Consider the following 18,092-nt stretch of genomic DNA (forward strand, 5'->3'; position numbering starts at 1 on the left):
GTCTCTATGAGTCGATGGTGGTGGTGTTGCGGTGTGGAGCGTCCTGCCGGAGCTCGGCGAGGATCGCCTCCGTGTGCTGACCGAGGGCGGGGACCGGCCTCATGGGCAGCTCTACATCCGTAAACGTCATCGGGGGCAGTAGTCCCCGGACCGGCCCGGCGGGCGTGTCGACGTCCCGCCACCGGTCCCGCGCCTCGAGCTGCGGGTGATCGACCAGCCCGGCCACGTCGTTGAGTCGGGCGGCCGGGACGCCGAAGCGGTCGAGCCGCTCCGCCAGCTCGTCGGCGCCGAAACCGCGGGTCAGTGCGCCGATCATCGCGTCCACCTCCGCGCGGCGGGCGACGCGGGCGATGTTGGTGGCGTACCGCTCGTCGTCGACCAGTTCCGGCCGCCCCAGGACGTCGCGCACCAGGGCGGCCCACCCTCGGTCGTTCTGGACGCCGATCAGCACCGAGGCGTCCCGGGTCGGAAAGGCGTCGTACGGGCAGATCGACGCGTGCGACAGCCCCATCCGCCCGACCTGCCGGCCCGAGTACATCCGGATGTACATGGGGTGGCCCATCCACTCGGCGGTCGCCTCGAGCATCGAGACCTCGACGGTGGCGCCGCGCCCGGTGCGCTCCCGCCGGAACAACGCCCCCTGAACGGCCGAGAGCGCGTACATGCCGGTCGCGATGTCGGAGACCGGCACCCCGGTCTTGGTGGCGGCCGCGGGCGTGCCGGTGATCGAGCACAGCCCGGACTCCGCCTGCACGAGCATGTCGTAGGCCTTGCGGTCCGAGTACGGCCCGCCGTCGCCGTATCCGGAGATGGTGACGACGACGAGGTCGTCATTCCGCTCCCTGAGCGCAGCGGCGCCCAGGCCCAACCGCTCCATCGCCCCGGGGGCCAGGTTGCTGAGCACCACATCCGCACGGTCGGCCAGGTCGAGGGCGATCCGCCGCCCGTGTTCGGAGGCCAGATCGAGTTCTATCGACTCCTTGCCCCGGCCCAGCCAGACGAAATGTGAGGCCAGCCCGTGGACGGTGTCGTCGTAGGAGCGGGCGAAGTCGCCCTCCCCCGGGCGTTCGATCTTTATCACCCGGGCGCCGAGGTCGGCGAGGTGCCGGGTGGCGAGCGGTCCGGCCACGGCCTGCTCGATCGCGACCACGGTGATCCCGGCGAGCGGCAGGTCGGACTCGGCGGTCGTGCCCGGTTCGGCGGCGCCCGATTCACCCGGGCCCGGTTGAGCCGTGCCCGTCACCTGGAACCCGCCCCCTCGGACCAGCCGCGCACGAGCCCGCCGCCGATGATGAGGCGCTGGATCTCGCTGGTGCCCTCGTACAGGCGCAGGAGCCGGATGTCGCGGTAGATCCGCTCGACAGCGACACCACGCATGTAGCCGGTTCCGCCGTGGATCTGGACCGCCTTGTCGGCGACCTCGCCGGCCATCTCGGTGCAGTAGAGCTTGGCCACCGAGGGGGCGATCCGGCGGTCCTCTCCGGAGACGTACTTGGCGGCGGCCTCCCGCACGAGCGCGCGTCCCGCCATGACGCCCGTCTGCTGATCGGCGAGCATGGCCTGGACCAACTGGAATCCGCCGATGGCCTCGCCACCCTGGGTGGTGGTCGCGGCGTAGGCCAGCGACTCGTCGAGCGCCCGCTGCGCGGAGCCCACCGCGAGCGCCGCGATGTGGACGCGGCCGCGGGCCAGCGAGGTCATTGCCGCACGGTACCCGGCGTCCTCGTTCCCGCCGACCAGCGCGGAATCGGGAACCCGCACGCCCTGGAAGCTGACCTCAGCGGTCCAGGCGCCCTCCTGGCCCATCTTCCTGTCCCTGGGGCCGACGCTCACGCCCGGGGCGTCCGCCGGGACCAGGAACACGGCGATGCCGGTCCCGCTCTGGTCGGCGGGCCGGGTGCGGGCGAACACCACGAAGAGGTCGGCCAGCGGTGCGTTGGTGATGAAGCGCTTGTTGCCGTCGATGACCCAGTCGCCGCCGTCTCGGACAGCCTTGGTGGCCAGTCCGGCCGGGTTCGAGCCGGCGCCGTCCTCGGTGAGCGCGAAGGAGGCGATCACCTCGCCGGAGGCGATCCGCTCGAGCCACTCGGTCTTCTGCTCGTCGGTACCGAAGTTGACCAGCACCTGGCCCGCGATCCCGTTGTTGGTGCCGAAGAGCGAGCGCATCGCGAGCGTGGTGTAGCCGAACTCCATGGCCAGCTCGACGTCCTGCGTGAGGTCCAGACCGAGCCCACCCCACTGCTGCGGGATCGCGTACCCGAACAGACCCATGTCGGCCAGGCCGGCGCGGATCTCGTCCGGGATGGCGTCGGTGTCCGCGATCTCCTGCTCGCGGGGCACCACCACGGTGCGGATGTAGTCCCGGGTCGCCGCGAGGATGTCGGCAAAGTCCTCCGCGTCCACCTCGGACGCGGTCGGCGTGGGCTGTTCGCTCATCGTTCTGGCCCTTCGGATGCTGGTCGAGATGGTCGTCCGCGGATCGCAGCCCGCGCCGTATGATTCCAATTATTATCATGAATTGCCCGGACGGACAACAGCCACGGCCGCCCCGGCCGCTGACGGCTGGGTACAGTCGCCCCCATGAAGGCTGCGGTGTGTGTCGATACCCGTTCACCCCTGGTGATCGAGGACATCAAAATCCCCGGACCCCGCGAGGGCGAGGTGCTCATCCACAGCACCGCGTGCGGGGTGTGCCACACCGACCTGCACGTGATGAAGGGCGAGGTCGGCTTCCCCCTCCCCGGGGTCCTCGGGCACGAGGTGTCGGGCATCGTCGCCGAGGTCGGCCGGGGCGTGACCAACGTCAAGCCAGGCGACCGGGTGGTGGGCTCGTTCATCATGCCGTGCGGGACGTGCGAGAACTGTGCGCGCGGGATGGAGGACCTGTGCTCGACGTTCTTCGAGTTCAACCGCCTGCGCGGGACCCTGTACGACGGCGAGACGCGCCTGCACCGCGCGAACGGTGAGCCGCTGTCGATGTACTCCATGGGCGGACTCGCCGAGTACAGCGTCACGCCCGCGACCGCCGCCTTCGTCCTCCCGGAGGAACTCGACCTGGCGGACTCGGCGATCCTGGGGTGCTCGCTGTTCACCGCCTACGGCGCCGTGCGGAACGTCGGCGACGTCCGGACCGGGGAGTCCGTGGCCGTGGTGGCCGTGGGCGGGGTCGGGCTGAACATCGTCCAACTCGCCGCGGTGAGCGGCGCCGAATCGGTTATCGCGATAGATATCGACGACGACAAGCTCGCCCTGGCACGCCGCATGGGCGCCACCCACACCATCAACTCGGCCGAGATCGACGCCGCCGAGGCGGTCCTGGAGCTCACCGGGGGTCGGGGCGTCGACGCCGCCTTCGAGGCCCTGGGATCGGCCGCCACCACGCGTCAGGCGACGGACATCGTCCGCGAGGGCGGCAGGGTCGTGGTGGTGGGCATCCCGCCGGCGGGGACCTCCCTCGACGTGGACCTGGCGCGGATCGTCCGCCGGAAGATCCAGATCAAGGGCTCCTACGGCGCCCGCGCCCGGCAGGACATCCCGGCCCTCATCCGACTCCTGGCCGCCGGGAAGCTGGACCTGAGCAGTGTGATCTCCCGGCGGGTGCCGCTGGCCGAGGCGCCGGAGACCTACCAGGCTCTCGACCGCGGCGAGATCCTGGGCCGCGCGGTGGTCCTCACCGGCGAGTAGATCCCCCCACCTCGTCGAGAAGACCGTTTCGCGCGTTCCCACTCGGGCGATACGTGCGAAACGCACTTGTCGACGCGGAACACCGCGACCCCCGCCCTCCTGGAGTGGAGTGCGGGGGTCGCGGTGTGTCGGGTCCGCTTGGGCAGACCGGTCAGCTCAGCCGGGTCAGAGCAGCTCGATGATGGTGGCGTTGGCCTGGCCGCCGCCCTCACACATCGTCTGCAGGCCGTACTTGATCCCGTTGGCCTTCATGTGGTGGACCATGTCCGTCATGATCCGGGCGCCGGACCCGCCGAGCGGGTGTCCGAGGGCGATCGCGCCGCCGTTGGGATTGAGCTTGGCCGGGTCGGCACCGGTCTCGGCCAGCCAGGCCATCGGCACGGAGGCGAACGCCTCGTTGACCTCGAACACGCCGATGTCGTCGATGGTCAGGCCCGAGCGCTCGAGCGCCTTGGCCGTGGCCGGGATCGGGGCGGTCAGCATGATGACCGGGTCGTCACCGGCAAGCGTCGCGGTGTGCACCCGTGCGATGGGGGTGCAGCCGTACTTGGCGGCCGCCTCCTCGCTCATCACCAGGATGGCGGCAGCGCCGTCGGAGATCTGCGAGGCGTTGCCGGCGCTGACCACACCGTCGGACTTGAACGGGGTCTTGAGCGCTGCCAACCCCTCCACGGTGCTGCCGCGGCGGATGCCCTGGTCGGCGTCGAACACGCCGTCCGGAGTCGTGACCGGGACGATGTGTCCCGAGTTCACGCCCGCGTCCTGCGCCGCGGCGGCCTTCTCGTGCGAGGCCACGGCGAACTCGTCGAGCTGGGTCCGGGACAGGCCCCACCGCTCGGCGATCATCTCGGCGCCGATGCCCTGGTTGGGCATGGTGCCGTCGTACCGGCCGAGGAAGTCCTCCCCGTAGGGGATGCCCTCACCGGTGATCGAGCTGCCCATCGGCTGGCGGCTCATGGACTCGACGCCGCCGGCCACCACCACGTCGTGGTAGCCGGACTCGACCACTGCGACGGCGAAGCTCAGCGCCTGCTGCGACGACCCACACTGACGGTCGATCGTCACACCGGTGACCGTCTCCGGCCAGCCCGCGGACAGGACGGCGGTGCGGGCGATGTCACCGGTCTGCTCACCGGCCTGCGTGACGCAGCCCCAGATGACGTCCTCTACGACGGCCGGGTCGATTCCCGCGCGCTCGGCCAGCGCCTTGAGCACCTTGCCCGACAGGTCGGCCGGATGGACGCCCGCCAATCCGCCATTACGCTTGCCGACCGCGCTGCGCACGGCCTCGACGATTACTGCTCCCATGTCTTGTTCCTGTTCTTGTCGTCGTTCGGTGATGATGGTGGTCTACAAGGTGGTGGTCTAGCAGTCAGTGTGCCCGGCGTCAGCCCACGAAGGGCGGCGTCCGCCGGAGTTCGCCGCGCGCGATCGTGCGACGGTGGACGGCGTCCGGGCCGTCGACGATCCGCAGGGCCCGGGCCCACGCGTAGAAGTACGCCAGCGGGGTGTCGCCGGAGACGCCGGCGCCGCCGAAGACCTCGATGGCCCGGTCGATCACGGCGCACGCGACCTGCGGGGCGATCACCTTGATGGCGGAGATCTCGAAGCGCGCGTCCTTGGCGCCGACCGTGTCGATCATCCACGCGCAGTGCTGGACCTGCAGGCGGGCCTGATCGATCTCGATCCGCGAGTTGGCGATGTGCTCCTGCACCACGCCCTGCTCGGACAGGGCGCCACCGAAGGCGTGGCGGGACTTGGCGCGGTCGACCATGAGGGCCAGCGCCCGCTCGGCCATGCCGATGGCGCGCATGGCGTGGTGGATGCGGCCCGGCCCGAGGCGGGCCTGGGCGATCGCGAATCCGGCGCCCTCCTCGCCCAGCAGGTTCTCTGCGGGCACCCGGACGTCGTCGAAGACGATCTCGCAGTGCCCGTGCTGGTCCTGGTAGCCGAACAGCGGCAGGTTGCGCTCGATGGTCAGGCCGGGGGTGTCCCGCGGGACCAGGACCATCGACTGCTGGCGGTGGGTCTCGGCCGACTCGTCGGTCTTGCCCATGACGATGAGGATCTCGCAGCGGGTGTCGGCGATGCCGGTGATCCACCACTTGCGGCCGTTGATCACGTACTCGTCGCCCTCGCGGCGGATGACGGTCTGGATGTTGGTGGCGTCCGAGGAGGCGACGTCGGGCTCGGTCATGGCGTACGCCGACCGGATCCTGCCCTCCTTGAGCGGCTCGAGATACCTGGCCTTCTGCTCGTCGGTGCCGAACAGGTGGAAGGTCTCCATGTTCCCGGTGTCGGGGGCCTGCGAGTTGATGGCCTCCGGGGCGATGACCGGCGACCAGCCGGTGATCTCCGAGACCGCGGCGAACTCGAGGTTGGAGATCCCCGACCACTCGGGCAGGAAGAGGTTCCACAGTCCGCGGCGGCGGGCTTCGGCCTTCAGGTCCTCCATGACCGGCGGGTAGGCGTTGTCACCGTGCTCGCGCAGGTACTCGGCCCACACCGGCTCCGCGGGCAGCACGTGCTCCCGCATGAACTCCCACATGTTCTCCTGCAGCTCCACGCTGCGCTGACTCTGGGTGAAATCCATTGTTGTGTCCTGTCTAGACGATCTAGTGAAGGGTCATCCCACCGTCGACGGTGAGCGTCGATCCGGTGATGAACGATGAGGCGTCGGAGGCCAGGAAGACCAGGGCCGAGTCGAGCTCGGGCTGGAGTCCGAGCCGTCCGAAGATCGTGCGGCCGGTGATGTCCGCGAGCATCTTCTCGGGGATCTCGTCGGTCATCTCGGACGCGAAGTAGCCGGGGGCGAGCGCGTTGACACGGATCCCGCGCCTGCTCCCCCACTGCGCGGCCAGGTCGCGGGTCAGTCCCAGCACCGCGGCCTTGGATGCGGAGTAGGCGGCCTGCGGCGCGAATCCGGCGGTCAGGCCCAGGACACTGGCGACGTTGACGATGCTCGAGCCGGGTTCCATGACGGCCGCGCACTCCTTGGCCGCCCAGTAGGCGCCGTGGAGGTTGACGTCCACCACGCCCCGGAACTGCTCGGGGGTCTCCTTGAGCGCGGGCACCGCTGTGCCGATTCCGGCGTTGTTGACCAGGATGTCGATCCGCCCGTGGGAGTCCATGGCCGCGCGGACCATCGCCGCGCACGCCTCGGGGTCGGCGACGTCGCACGCCACGGTCGAGGCCGTGCCGCCGGCGGCGCGGAGCTCCTCGGCGAGGGCATCGAGGCGGTCCCGCCGCCGCGCGGCCAGCACGACGGTGGCGCCGGCCGAGGACAGCGCGCGGGCGAACCCGACGCCGAGCCCCGAGGAGGCCCCGGTGATCACGGCGACGCGTCCGTCCAGGCGGAAACGGTCGAGAACGGGGATCGCGTGCTGCGGACCGGTGCGGGGATCGACCGGTACGGCGCGGTTGTCTGGGTCGGTCATCAGTGGGTCCCCTTCCGGGTGTCGAGGATCGAGTGGCCGTACTCCACCAGCTCGCGGATCTGCGGACCGATGTCGCCGAAGTCCTGGCCGGCCATGTCGCCGGCCTCCGAACGGGTGGCCACGCCCTGGGCGATCGCCGCGAACTTGAACGTCGCGAACGCCAGGTACCAGGGCATCTGCGCGGGATCGGTGCCGGTGGCCGCGCAGTACCGCTCCAGCAGTCGCTGCGGTCCGGGCCACCCCGCCTCGGTGGTCAGGCTGGGGATGAGCGGCACCACCGGCCCGTCGGGGTCGCCCCAGTAGAGGACCGTCTGGGCCAGGTCGGCGACCGGATCGCCGAGCGTGGACAGCTCCCAGTCGAGGATCGCCTTGATCCGCCCCGGGTCGTCGGGGTCCACCACACAGTTGTCCATGCGGTAGTCACCGTGGATGATCCGCGACGACGGCGAGGTGGGCTGGCTCTCCCCGAGACGCGCGGCCAGGTCGGGCAGGCGATCGGCGCGGACGGTGTCGCTCGCCTTCTCCGACTGACCGAGCCACCGGCGGAGCTGCCGCTCCAGGTAGCCCTCCGGGCGACCGAGGTCCCCCAGTCCGACCGACTCCTGATCCACGGCGTGAAGCGCGACCATCGCATCGATCTGGGCGTCGGCCATGGCCGCCTTGTCGTCGTCGCTCCGGGCGTATCCCGCCGGGAGCTCGTCACGGATGACGTGACCGACCACCTTCTCCATCACGTAGTACGGCACGCCCAGGTCCTCACCGGAGGTCTCGTAGAGCACGATCTCGGCGACCGGGACGTCCGTGGTGGCCAACCCCAGCTGGATCCGGGCCTCGCGGCCCATGTCGTGGGCGCTCGGCAGCAGCTCGCCCGTGGGCGGTCGGCGCAGGATCAGCTCCCCGGCGTCCGAGCGGAGCGTGAAGGTGAGGTTGGATTTGCCGCCGGCGATCAGCTCGGCGGAGAAATCCTCCCAGGCCTTGTCTCCGGTGGCCTGGGCGATCCTGGGGCCGACGACGGCGGGGTTGAGCAACTGGTCGACGGGCAGGCCGTCGGACACGGGAGGTGAGGTGGTCATGAGGTGGATCCTCGCGATCGGTGAGCGGTCGGGGTGGCTGGGAGGCGGGCGGACTAGTGGTGCCCGACCCGGTGCAGGTCGTGTCCCCTGGTCTCCTTCATGATCGCCGTGGCGATGATGGTGCACACGCACAGCACGATGATGTAGGCGCTGATCATCCAGTAGAGGTCCAGATCGATGAACTTGGCGTTGAGGTACGGCGCGCTGCCGCCGAACACCGCGACCGAGAGCGAGTAGGCGAAGCCGATGCCCGCCGTGCGCATCTTGGTCGGGAAGGCCTCGGACATGAACGAGGAGAGGATGGAACCCGCGGCGGCGACCAGGGTCATGGCGATCAGCGAGGTCAGGAACAGGGTCCACGGCCGGTCGTCGATCATCCCCATGAGGAAGGGGGTGGTGACGATCGTGCCGACGGCGAAGATGAAGATCACCGGGCGGCGGCCGATCTTGTCCGAGAGCAGGCCCCACAGCGGCAGGGTGCACAGGGCGATGAGCTGGCTGCCGAAGATCATCCAGAACGCGGCGCCCGCGTCCATGTCGCGCTGCGTGATCGCGAACGTGGAGGCGTACGAGCTCCAGGTGTAGTGGGCGACCGTCACACCGGAGACCATGGTCACGACCAGCGCGATGGCGCGGGCCAGGCGGCCCTTGGAGAACGTGGCGACCGGGGAGTCGGGGTCCGCTTCGGCGGCGGCGGCGGCCTTGTCGAAGACGTCCGACTCCTCCATGCCGGCCCGGAGGTAGAGGACGAAGAGGGCGAACACGGCGCCGAGCAGGAACGGGATGCGCCAACCCCACTGGCCGACGGCGGACTCGGACAGCAGCGCGGTGATGCTGCCGCCGATGCCGTAGGCGATGACCGTGCCACCCATGATGGCCACAAAGACGAGGCTGCCCCACATGCCGCGGCGGTGAGGCGGCGCGATCTCCGCGACGTAGGTGTACGCGGTGGCGGACTCACCGCCGTGCGCGAAGCCCTGGATCATGCGGCAGAGCAGGAGCAGCGCGGAGGCGAAGATCCCCAGCGTCTCGTAGCTGGGCAGGAGCCCGATGAGCAGGCTCGCCGCCGCCATCATGAGCATCGTGGTGATGAGGACGAACTTGCGTCCCTTGACGTCCGCGATGCGGCCGAAGACGATGCCGCCGAGCGGGCGGACCAGGAAGCCGACCGCGAAGACCGCGAAGGTGGCCAGCAGCGCGGAGACCGGGTCGTCGTTGTTGAACATCGCGGCGGCGATGAACGGGGCGAAGACCGCGTAGGCGGTCCACTCGTACCACTCGAACAGCTGCCCGGTGGTACTCGCGGCCAGCGACCTGATCGCGTTCTTGTTTCCCGACGCGGACTGCGCGGGCACGACGTCCGGGGTGGGCGGCTGTCCCGGCTGGTCCGGATGGATGGTGGCCTCGGCCATGTCGTTTCCCTTCGGGTGGGGTGTGGGTCTGTGATCAGGAGGTCTGGGCGGGGGTGTGCTCGTCGCGCAGTTCGCGGCGGCGGATCTTTCCGGTCTGCGTCTTGGGGAGTTCGCGGACCACGTGGACCTCGGTCGGCCGTTTGTAGGCGGCGAGTCGGGTGGCGGCGAAGGCGACCAGCTCGTCCTCCGTGGCGGTCAGCCCGGCCTTGAGGGAGACGAAGGCGACGACCTTCTCACCGCGGTACGCGTCGGGGAGCCCGACGACGGCCGCCTCGAAGACGGCGTCGTGCTCGTACAGGGCGTCCTCGACCTCCCGCGGCCAGACCTTGTACCCGGAGGCGTTGATCTGGTCCTTGAGTCGGTCCACGAGGTACACCCAGCCGGCCTCGTCGATGACCGCGACGTCGCCGGTGTGCAGCCTGCCGCCCGGCATCGCCCCGGCGGTGGCCACCTCGTTGCGCCAGTAGCCCGACACGATCTGCGGACCGGACAGGACGAGCTCGCCCTGCTCGCCGGCCGCCACGGGCCGGTCGTCGGCGCCGACCACGCTCGCGTCGATCCCCGGGAGCGGCACCCCGATGGAGAGGGTGCCGCTGGTCTCGTCCACCGGCGCGCGGAGCCCGGGCGGGACGGCGACGACCCCGGAGGTCGTCTCGGTCATCCCGTACCCGTTGTGGATGTAGTGCCCGAACCGCTCCTGGAATCGGTCCACCGTGGACGGCGGGATGGGCGCTCCCCCGCTGTAGAGGGTCTTGACCGCGGCGAAGTGCTCCGGGCCGGCCTCGTCCAGTCGCATGAGGGCGTTGTAGGCGGTGATCGAGCCGATCGTGTACGTCACCCCGTGCTCGCGGAACGCGTCCAGCACGACTCCGGGCCGGAACCGTCCGGCAAAGACGAGGGTGGTGTCCGCGAGCAGGGCCAGCGTGGCGTTGATGACCGCGCCGGTGATGTGGAACAGCGGAGCGATCGCCAGGACGACGTCTCCCGGGACCACGCCGACGAAGTCCGCGAAGCTGCGCGCCACGGCCACCACGTTGGCGTGGGAGTTCATCGCGCCCTTGGGCGGGCCGGTGGTCCCGGACGTGTAGGTCAGCAGCGCGAGGTCGCCCGGAGTCGCGGTGACGGGCTCCGGGGACCGGCCGTCGTACTCACGCATGAGCGCGAGCAGGTCGCCGTCCTCGGACACATCGTTCGGCTCGTCGCCGGCGAACGCCCGGGGATCGTCGCGGGTCTGCAGATCGCGCTCGCTGGTGCTGAGGATCCACGCGGTGTCGGTGCCGGCCACGCTGTCCCGGATGGCGGGGACGTCGGTGTCCGTGGCGATGATCCCGACCGCTCCGGAGTCCTCGACGGGAAGCCGGAGTTCGCGCCCGAAGTACATCGGGTTGAGCACCACCGCCGCCGCACCGATCTTCCAGAGCGCGAGCATCCCCAGTGCGTACTGCGGGATGTTCTGGAGGTGGATACCGACACGGTCGCCGGCACCCACCCCGCGGTCCTGCAGTGCTGCGCCGAGGGCGTCCGACAACCGGTCGACCTCGAGGGCGGTCAGTGCCGTGTCGAAGTACGCGATGGCGGTCCGGTCCGGGTTGGCTGCGACCCTCTCCCGCCACGCGTCGACGAGCGTTGCCGGTTGCCCCGCGAGGCTCTCGTCGAGCCCGGGGCGGTACAGCTCGCGCCAGGGGCGCGAGTCCAGTTCGCTCATCGTCAGCCTCCGTTCCGTCGTACCGACCGATCGATCGCTCGGTGTGAGGTAGTGTTACCTACAGCACATCGCCTGTCAACCGTTCTGGAACCAGGGTTCCCCCGATGATCGAAAAGAGAGGCCACCGATGAGCGACTGGCGGGAGTTCGCGCCGGATCCACTCCCCCCCGTGCTCACGGCCGCCCTGGCCGTGTTCGCCCGGCACGGGTATCACGGGGCCTCGATCAGGATGATCGCCGAGGAGGCGGGCCTGTCCGTACCCGGCATCTACCACCACTACCGCTCCAAGCAGGCACTCCTGGCGGCGGTGGTCGACACCGCGATGGCGGAGATGCTCGCGCACACCGGCGCAGCCGTCGAGGACGCCGGGAGCTGCGCGGTCACCCGCTTCGACAACGTCGTGGAGTGCCTGGCACGGTTCCACATGGCCCGGCGCGACCAGGCGTTCGTGGCCTCCTCCGAGATGCGGAGCATGGAGCCGGACGTCCGGGCGCACCACATCGGGCAGCGCGACGCCCAGCAACAGATGATCGAGGACGTCGTCCGCGCGGGCGTCGAGTCCGGGGACTTCGCCAGCGCCTACCCCGAGGACGCGGCCCGGGCCGTGTCGTCACTGTGCGTGTCGATCGCATCCTGGTACCGCCCCGACGGCCCACTCACCGCCGACGACGTGGTGGCCCGCCACCTGGACTTCGCCCGCGGCATGGTCGGCGCCGGCCGGGCACCGTCCGCGGCACCCGTCGGCTAACTCCAGCGCTTGGAGCGGGCCTGTGTCCGTGGTGCGGGCCCACCCTGCGCCTTCCCGCCCTGCGCTTTCCCACCCTGCGCTTTCCCACCCTGAGCTTTCCCACCCTGAGCCTTCTCACCTCGCGCTGCCGCCTTCGCGGCCGTCTTCTGCCTGGCGTTGCGCTTCTCCCGCGGCGGCTCTCCCGCGCCCCGCGTGGTGGCGGCGGTGCGGCCGCGCACGATCCCCACGAACTCGTCGATCAACTCGTCGCCCTCACGCCGCGCCGACCACGCCACGCCCATCCGGGTGGCCGGGACGCCCTCGAGCGGCCGTTCGACGACGTCCCGGCGGCTCAGCGCCCGCGCGTACGGCATCGGCAGAACCAGCAGTCCGACCCCGGCGGCCACAAGGTCCACCGCTGCGGACACCTCGTCCAGCGTGGCGGAGATCGCGTCGACGGGGTCGAGCCAGCGCTCACCCTCCAGGTCTGCCGCGGCCAGCGACTCGAAGGCCGTGATCGCGTGGTCCTTGGGGGCGAGCACGGCCATCGTCTCGGTGTACAGCGGGACGCGCAGGAGCCCGTCGGGCGCCGAGCGCGGGGCGCCTGCGGCCTCCCGGAAGAAGATGACGTCGAAGCCGGCGTCGCCGGTGACGGCCGCCAGGACGGACCTCGGGTCGCTCACGCGCCGCGCGGACACCGGCGCCTCCGGATTCCGCTCCCGCCACCGGGTGAGCCACTTGTCGGGCTGCACGCCGGGGACGTAGCCGATGGCCAGGCGACGGCGGTCCGGACTGCTCTCGTCATTCACCCCACAACGGTAGCCCCTGCCGGACTGAACCCGATTCGGGAAACGGCGGCCGCGCCACATCTCGGCGCGCTACCGTGCGAACCGCCGGGATCCCGTCCGGCCCCACCCCGCCAAGGAGGACCCATGACCCACGTGTTCCGCAGCGTCGCCGAGTTCCGCGACGCCGCCGGCCTCGACCTCGGTGCCGGCGACTGGTTCACCATCACCCAGGACCGCATCGACGCCTTCGCCGACGTCACCGAGGACTGGCAGTGGATCCACGTCGACCCGGACCGGGCGGCGGCGTCCGACATGGGCACGACGGTCGCGCACGGCTACCTCACCCTGTCGCTCATCCCCCGGCTCAGCTCGGGGCTGTTCACGTTCGAGGGCGTGGGGCGCGCGATCAACTACGGGCTCGACAAGGTGCGCTTCCCGTCCTACGTGCGCCCCGGCGACCGGGTCCGGGCTCGGGGACGGGTGGCGTGGACGCGTGACGCGTCGGCCGGCGGCGTCCTGGCGTCCGTGCACTATGCGATCGAGGTCGAGGGCCGCGACACCCCGGCCTGCGTCGCCGAAGCACTCATGGTGGCGTTCCCGCCGGAGGACTGACCCGGCGGGTTCGCCGGGTTCACCGGAACCGCCCAGTGTCTACTGAATTCAGTTCAATTCAGATACCGTGGAGAGGTACACCTCTCTCCAGCTCCAGAAGGGCCGAACACATGCAGCGTTTTCAGGACCGCGTAGTCCTCGTCACGGGTGCGACCGGCGGTATCGGGACGGAGATCTGCGGTCGGCTCGCCGCCGAGGGTGCGGTCGTCGTCGTCGCCGATCTCCCCGGCACCCCCCTCGACGAGGTGGCCTCCTCCCTCCCGGCCGCTCCCCACCAGACAGCACCTCATCAGACAGTCGAACTCGACGTGGCGTCCGAGGAGCAGTGGACCGCCGCGGTCACGCGGATCATGGAGGCCCACGGCCGGCTGGACGCCCTGGTGAACAACGCGGGGATCGGCAGCATCAAGTCGCTGGAGGACGAGACTCCCGAGCACTGGCAGCGCGTCATCGACGTCGACCAGACCGGCGTGTGGTTGGGCATGAAACACGCGGGTGCGGCCATCGAACGCTCCGGCGGCGGAGCCGTCGTCAACGTCTGCTCGATCCTCGGCAGCGTCGGCGGATTCGGTAACAGCTTCGCCTATCACGCCGCCAAGGGTGCGGTACGGACGATGTCCAAGAACGCGGCCATGCACTGGGCCACCAAAGGTGTCCGGGTGAACTCGCTGCACCCGGGCTTCATCGAGACGCCGCAGCTGCTCGAGCGCTACGAGGGCAGCGAGCGCCACCGCGGGATGCTCGCGGGCACGCCGATGGGTCGGCTCGGGACCCCGGCCGAGATCGCCGGTTGCGTGGCCTTCCTGGCCAGCGATGACGCCGGGTTCATGACCGGCAGCGAGCTCTACGCCGACGGCGGCTGGACGGCGCGCTGACACCGGTCCGACCGCTCGGACGACAGCGGGCCCGTCGGGAAGTCCCCCGCGGGCCCGCATTCCGGTACGACCTGTCAGGCGGTGACGTACCGCTCGGCGCCGTCCGCCGTGACCTCGTCGACGACGAGCTCGCCCCGGGCCACCAGGACGTCCAGGTGCGCGACGGTCTCGCACACGGCGATCATCTGGTTGAACTCGTCGAGCGAGGAGAACGCGCGCTCGCGGCGGGTCCACGGCAGGCCCGCCGCCACGTCCGCCCCGGTGACCCCCTCGCGGGCCCGCACCTGTTCACGCGTCGCGTGCAGCCTGACGTCGTGATGATCCAGCAGCTCGCGCACCCGGACGTGGACGCTCCCCCCGACCGCGCCGTGGGCGGGGAGCATCTCGGAATCCGGCCGGTGCAGCATGGCCTCGAGTGACGCGAGGTAGTCCCCCAGCGGGTTGTCCCACCCGCCCAGCTCGAAGCCGATCGACGGGGAGATCCTCGGCAGGACGTGGTCGCCGGTGAAGGTCACGCCCAGCGCGGGGTCCTCGAAGACCAGGTGCCCCTTGGTGTGGCCGGCGGTCTGGCGGGCCTGCATCGGCCGCCCGGCCACCGTGACCAGCCCCTGCTCGGTCCACTCGTCGGGGAGTTCCCAGTCGGCGGCGAGCCACGGCTCGGTGAGCGCGTGGACCCGGGAGGCCTCGGCGATCTCCGACGCGCCCGCCCTGCGCAGCACGACCAGCGAATCCGCCGGCACGGCGCTCCGGAGTTCACGGAGTGCGGTGAGCCCGGGGTGCTCGCCGCGCCCGAGGTGGATGCGGCTGCCCACCTGCCGCCTGAGCTCGGGCCCCATCGTGTAGTGGTCGCGGTGGATGTGCGTCACGTGGACGTCGGTGACCTCGTCCAGCCCCACGTTGATCGAGGCCAGGCCGTCACGGAGGATCTCGAGGTTGCCGGGCACGTTCCAGCCCGCGTCGATCAGCGAGACCCCGTCGGCGCCCTCCACCACGTAGACGTTGATGGCGCGCAGCCCGTCCTGCGGCATGGGCAGCGGGATCCGGTGGACCGACTCGGTCACCGGGTGGCAGCCGAGCTCGGTCCAGTCCGCCCCCACGCCGGTCACGAGTCGGAGACCATGACCTGTTCTTCGCCCATCACCATGATGGCGCGGCCGCCCATTGAGCCCACGTGCTCGGCTGCCTTCGCCCACTCCGGGCTCTCGAGCATCGCGTCGTAGGCCTCTTTCGAGTCGAAGCTGAGGACCGACACCCCGTCCCAGCCGAGGGAGTGCTTGTTCCCGCCGGTCTCCTTGACGGCCGTGTGTGACCAACGGCGCAGGCCCGGGAGCGGGTAGGTCACGTCGGCGTGCTCGCCGCGCCACCACTCGATGAACTGTTCGTGCGTCCACCCGGTGGGCTTCGATGCCATGACGATGAGGTTGTACATGGTTCCTCCATAGTTGAATTCACTTCAAGCTCTGTGGACACGGTACCACCGCGTTCGGAAGTGATGCCCTGGTCCGCAGGGACCCGACAGGACCGGATCGGGCTCCTTCAGTGCACCAGACGGAAACAGGCCCCCATGACCGATTCCGAGACCTCCGGGAGGGTCTGGCTGCCGCCGGGGCGGTACCAGTTCCACACCGAGTTGATCAGACCGAGCACGAACCGCCCGAGCTCGACCGCATCGCGCTCGGGGAACTCCCCCGAGTCCATGCCTCGCTCCAGCAGCCCGGTCCAGTCCCGCTCGACCACCCGGACGAGTTCGCGGGCGCGGACGCGCTCCTCCTCCTCGCGCTCGGACGAACGCGGGGACGCGAGCATGTCGATGTGGTGCAGCAGGATCCGAGCCTGGAGCGCCTCGGCCTCGGTGATGTCGTAGGCGCTGGCGATCGCCGCCCGCAGCGCGGACTCGGCGTCAGCCGCGTCCTCCACCGCCACAGTGAACCGCTCGTGGTAACGGTTGAGCTCTGTGCTCATGATGGTGAGCAGGCAGTGGGCCTTGGACTCGAAGTAGTGGTAGAGCGCGGTCTGGCCTATCCCCACCTCACCCGCGATGGTCGCCCACTTGGTGTGCTCGTAGCCCACACTGCCGAAGTTCGCGACCGCCGCCTCGAGGATGTCCTTCCTCTTGGACCGCGGACCCTCCGTTTTAGCCGGTGCCATCGCCCGTACCCCCGTGTTAGTCATCGTCCTCCAGATTAAAACAATGTGAGTTCAATTCACACCGTAATCGGCATACGCGCACCGATATCCGCTTCAGTGCACCGGAATCGATCAGTCGTTGAAGATCTCGGCGGCGAGACCCGCCGCGCCCTTGCGGTCGAGCTTGCCGACCCGGGACTGCGGCAGGGTGGAGACCGACCGCACGAACTCGGGCCACTTGAACTTGGGGAAGTCCGCGGCCTCGAGGTGCCGGCGGATCACCTCGAGGCTGGGAGCCTCGCCGTCCGAGACCACGAGCGCGGCGGCCCGCTCGCCCAGGACCGGGTCGGGGACGGGGACCACGCACACCTGGTGGATCCCCGGGATGGCGGCGAGCGCGTCTTCCACCTCGTTGATGTCGATGTTCCGCCCGCCACGGATGATGAGGTCCTTCTCGCGGCCGCGGATGCTCACGCTGCCGTCGTCGTGGATCACGGCCCGGTCACCGGTGGCCAGGTAACCCTCGGCGTTGACGTCGGGCGCGACAGGGACGCCCTGGCGGGCGTAACCGATGAATAGCGACGGTCCGCGGACCTGCAGCGACCCGAGTTCTCCGGGCTCCACCACCGACCCGGCCTCGTCCACCACGCGCACCTCGGTGCCGGGGAACGGGCGACCGTCCCGGCCCAGTCGCACCTCCACGTCATCCGACGGCAGCGGGGTGGTGTGGCCGAGGCACTCGGACATGCCGAACACCCGCAGCAGGGTCGTGTCGAGCTTCAGCTCCGCATTGTGCAGGGCCTTCTGGTTCATCGGGCCGCCGCCGACGGTCATGGCGCGCATCGCGGACAACGCGCCCTCGGCCCCGTCGGCCAGGGTGAGCTGCAGGGCCATGGTCGGCACGAGCATGGTCCACGCCACGCGCTGCTCGCGCAGGAGCGCGAGCGCCGCCTCCGGGTTCCACTTCTCGGAGGCCACCATCGCGCCGCCGAGCATGGTGGGCAGGTACATGCCGAAGCAGATCGCGGCCGCGGAGGACAGCGGGACCAGTGCGCCCACCGCGTCGCCGGGCTCGAGCCCCACGGCCTCGATGGTCGCCCGGCCCGCGTACCGCAGTGCGTCCTCGGTCTGGATCACACATTTCGGGCGGCCGGTCGACCCGGAGGTCATGGCGGCCACGGCGCCACCGTTCCAGCGCTCGACGCCCTTCGAGCGTCCGTCGGACCGCCCCGCCACCACCCAGTCGCCCAGCGAGCGGCCGGCCTCGACGAAACCGTGCTCGGCCAGCCCCCACACCTCGGCGATGTCGGCGGTGGTCACCACGACGTCCGGCTGGAGGTCCTCGGCCGCGATGTCGAACTCCGAGCGCGTGGCGTGGCCGCTCATCACGGCGAGCAGCCCGCCCACGAGCCCGACGGCCACGGCCGCGGACACCGTCCGCCAGGAGTTGTCGGCGCGGATCAGCACGGTCGGCGGGCCGTCGACCGCTCCGCCGATCACCTCGGCGAGCGCCCGCGCCTCACGGAGGATCTCCGCGATGTCGTGGGCCCCCTCCCCGTCCACCACCGCGAGGTCCCCGGGGGTGTGGGCCGCGCGCTCGATGACGTCCTGGGCGAGCTGCTTCATTGTGGCGTTCTCCTAGAGATGAGGGT

Annotated in this window: 17 protein-coding genes; 4 read left to right on the forward strand and 13 right to left on the reverse strand. The window is 70.4% G+C overall.

All coding sequences use genetic code 11. The annotated features are described in order from the left end of the window. Positions 1-4 precede the first annotated feature (4 nt). Positions 5-1,243, reverse strand: coding sequence for a CaiB/BaiF CoA transferase family protein (locus tag R4P08_RS15350; RefSeq protein ID WP_411741218.1), 1,239 nt, complete (start codon positions 1,241-1,243; stop codon positions 5-7). Further along, entirely contained in the window at positions 1,240-2,436 is a 1,197-nt protein-coding gene (locus R4P08_RS15355; protein WP_317814766.1) for an acyl-CoA dehydrogenase family protein, read from the reverse strand. The genes R4P08_RS15350 and R4P08_RS15355 overlap by 4 nt, the downstream gene beginning before the upstream one ends. A gap of 144 nt (positions 2,437-2,580) precedes the next feature. Between R4P08_RS15355 and R4P08_RS15360 the strand changes: the two genes are divergently transcribed. Next, complete coding sequence (locus tag R4P08_RS15360; protein ID WP_317814767.1) at positions 2,581-3,684, forward strand: zinc-binding dehydrogenase; 1,104 nt, start codon at positions 2,581-2,583, stop codon at positions 3,682-3,684. A gap of 165 nt (positions 3,685-3,849) precedes the next feature. Here the strand turns inward: R4P08_RS15360 and R4P08_RS15365 are convergent, their stop codons facing one another. The 6 genes from R4P08_RS15365 to R4P08_RS15390 all read right to left on the reverse strand — a co-directional run bounded on the left by R4P08_RS15365 (position 3,850) and on the right by R4P08_RS15390 (position 11,311). Then, positions 3,850-4,992: a thiolase family protein gene (locus R4P08_RS15365; protein WP_317814768.1), complete on the reverse strand. Its 1,143-nt coding sequence runs from the start codon at positions 4,990-4,992 to the stop codon at positions 3,850-3,852. A gap of 79 nt (positions 4,993-5,071) precedes the next feature. After that, on the reverse strand, positions 5,072-6,277 hold the full coding sequence (locus R4P08_RS15370) for an acyl-CoA dehydrogenase family protein (RefSeq protein ID WP_317814769.1): 1,206 nt from the start codon (positions 6,275-6,277) through the stop codon (positions 5,072-5,074). Between the two features lie 22 nt (positions 6,278-6,299). Continuing rightward, entirely contained in the window at positions 6,300-7,061 is a 762-nt protein-coding gene (locus tag R4P08_RS15375; protein WP_317814818.1) for an SDR family NAD(P)-dependent oxidoreductase, read from the reverse strand. A gap of 59 nt (positions 7,062-7,120) precedes the next feature. Then, on the reverse strand, positions 7,121-8,194 hold the full coding sequence (locus tag R4P08_RS15380) for a phosphotransferase family protein (protein WP_317814770.1): 1,074 nt from the start codon (positions 8,192-8,194) through the stop codon (positions 7,121-7,123). A gap of 53 nt (positions 8,195-8,247) precedes the next feature. Beyond that, a complete protein-coding gene (locus R4P08_RS15385; RefSeq protein WP_317814771.1) occupies positions 8,248-9,606 on the reverse strand; it encodes an MFS transporter in 1,359 nt (452 codons plus the stop codon). A 34-nt stretch (positions 9,607-9,640) separates the two neighbouring features. Continuing rightward, entirely contained in the window at positions 9,641-11,311 is a 1,671-nt protein-coding gene (locus tag R4P08_RS15390; RefSeq protein ID WP_317814772.1) for a class I adenylate-forming enzyme family protein, read from the reverse strand. Positions 11,312-11,438: 127 nt separating this feature from the next. On the opposite strand from R4P08_RS15390, the gene R4P08_RS15395 reads away from it, so the two are divergent. Further along, the gene (locus R4P08_RS15395) at positions 11,439-12,059 is read left to right on the forward strand and encodes a TetR/AcrR family transcriptional regulator (RefSeq protein WP_317814773.1); all 621 of its coding nucleotides are present in this window, start codon (positions 11,439-11,441) and stop codon (positions 12,057-12,059) included. Here the strand turns inward: R4P08_RS15395 and R4P08_RS15400 are convergent. Further along, positions 12,056-12,847 carry a substrate-binding domain-containing protein gene (locus R4P08_RS15400; protein WP_317814774.1) on the reverse strand — a complete coding sequence of 264 codons (792 nt, stop codon included), beginning with the start codon at positions 12,845-12,847 and terminating at the stop codon, positions 12,056-12,058. The two genes, R4P08_RS15395 and R4P08_RS15400, sit on opposite strands and share 4 nt — an antisense overlap. Before the next feature lie 123 nt (positions 12,848-12,970). Here R4P08_RS15400 and R4P08_RS15405 point away from each other — a divergent pair, with 123 nt between their 5' ends. Together R4P08_RS15405 and R4P08_RS15410 are read left to right on the forward strand one after the other, a co-directional pair. Then, positions 12,971-13,438, forward strand: a complete 468-nt coding sequence (locus R4P08_RS15405) for a MaoC family dehydratase (RefSeq protein WP_317814775.1) — start codon at positions 12,971-12,973, stop codon at positions 13,436-13,438. Positions 13,439-13,548: 110 nt separating this feature from the next. Further along, a complete protein-coding gene (locus tag R4P08_RS15410; protein WP_317814776.1) occupies positions 13,549-14,313 on the forward strand; it encodes an SDR family NAD(P)-dependent oxidoreductase in 765 nt (254 codons plus the stop codon). Positions 14,314-14,387: 74 nt separating this feature from the next. Here the strand turns inward: R4P08_RS15410 and R4P08_RS15415 are convergent, their stop codons facing one another. The 4 genes from R4P08_RS15415 to R4P08_RS15430 form a co-directional block, all read right to left on the reverse strand. Next, positions 14,388-15,419 carry an MBL fold metallo-hydrolase gene (locus tag R4P08_RS15415; protein WP_317814777.1) on the reverse strand — a complete coding sequence of 344 codons (1,032 nt, stop codon included), beginning with the start codon at positions 15,417-15,419 and terminating at the stop codon, positions 14,388-14,390. Next, a complete protein-coding gene (locus tag R4P08_RS15420; RefSeq protein ID WP_317814778.1) occupies positions 15,416-15,742 on the reverse strand; it encodes an EthD domain-containing protein in 327 nt (108 codons plus the stop codon). The genes R4P08_RS15415 and R4P08_RS15420 overlap by 4 nt, the downstream gene beginning before the upstream one ends. 107 nt (positions 15,743-15,849) lie before the next feature. Continuing rightward, a complete protein-coding gene (locus R4P08_RS15425; RefSeq protein ID WP_317814779.1) occupies positions 15,850-16,485 on the reverse strand; it encodes a TetR/AcrR family transcriptional regulator in 636 nt (211 codons plus the stop codon). A gap of 87 nt (positions 16,486-16,572) precedes the next feature. Then, positions 16,573-18,066: a class I adenylate-forming enzyme family protein gene (locus R4P08_RS15430; RefSeq protein ID WP_317814780.1), complete on the reverse strand. Its 1,494-nt coding sequence runs from the start codon at positions 18,064-18,066 to the stop codon at positions 16,573-16,575. Between the last annotated feature and the right edge of the window lie 26 nt (positions 18,067-18,092).

Origin of the sequence: Rhodococcus sp. IEGM 1408 (genome assembly GCF_033142235.1) — a bacterium.
Classification (GTDB): Bacteria; Actinomycetota; Actinomycetes; order Mycobacteriales; family Mycobacteriaceae; genus Dietzia.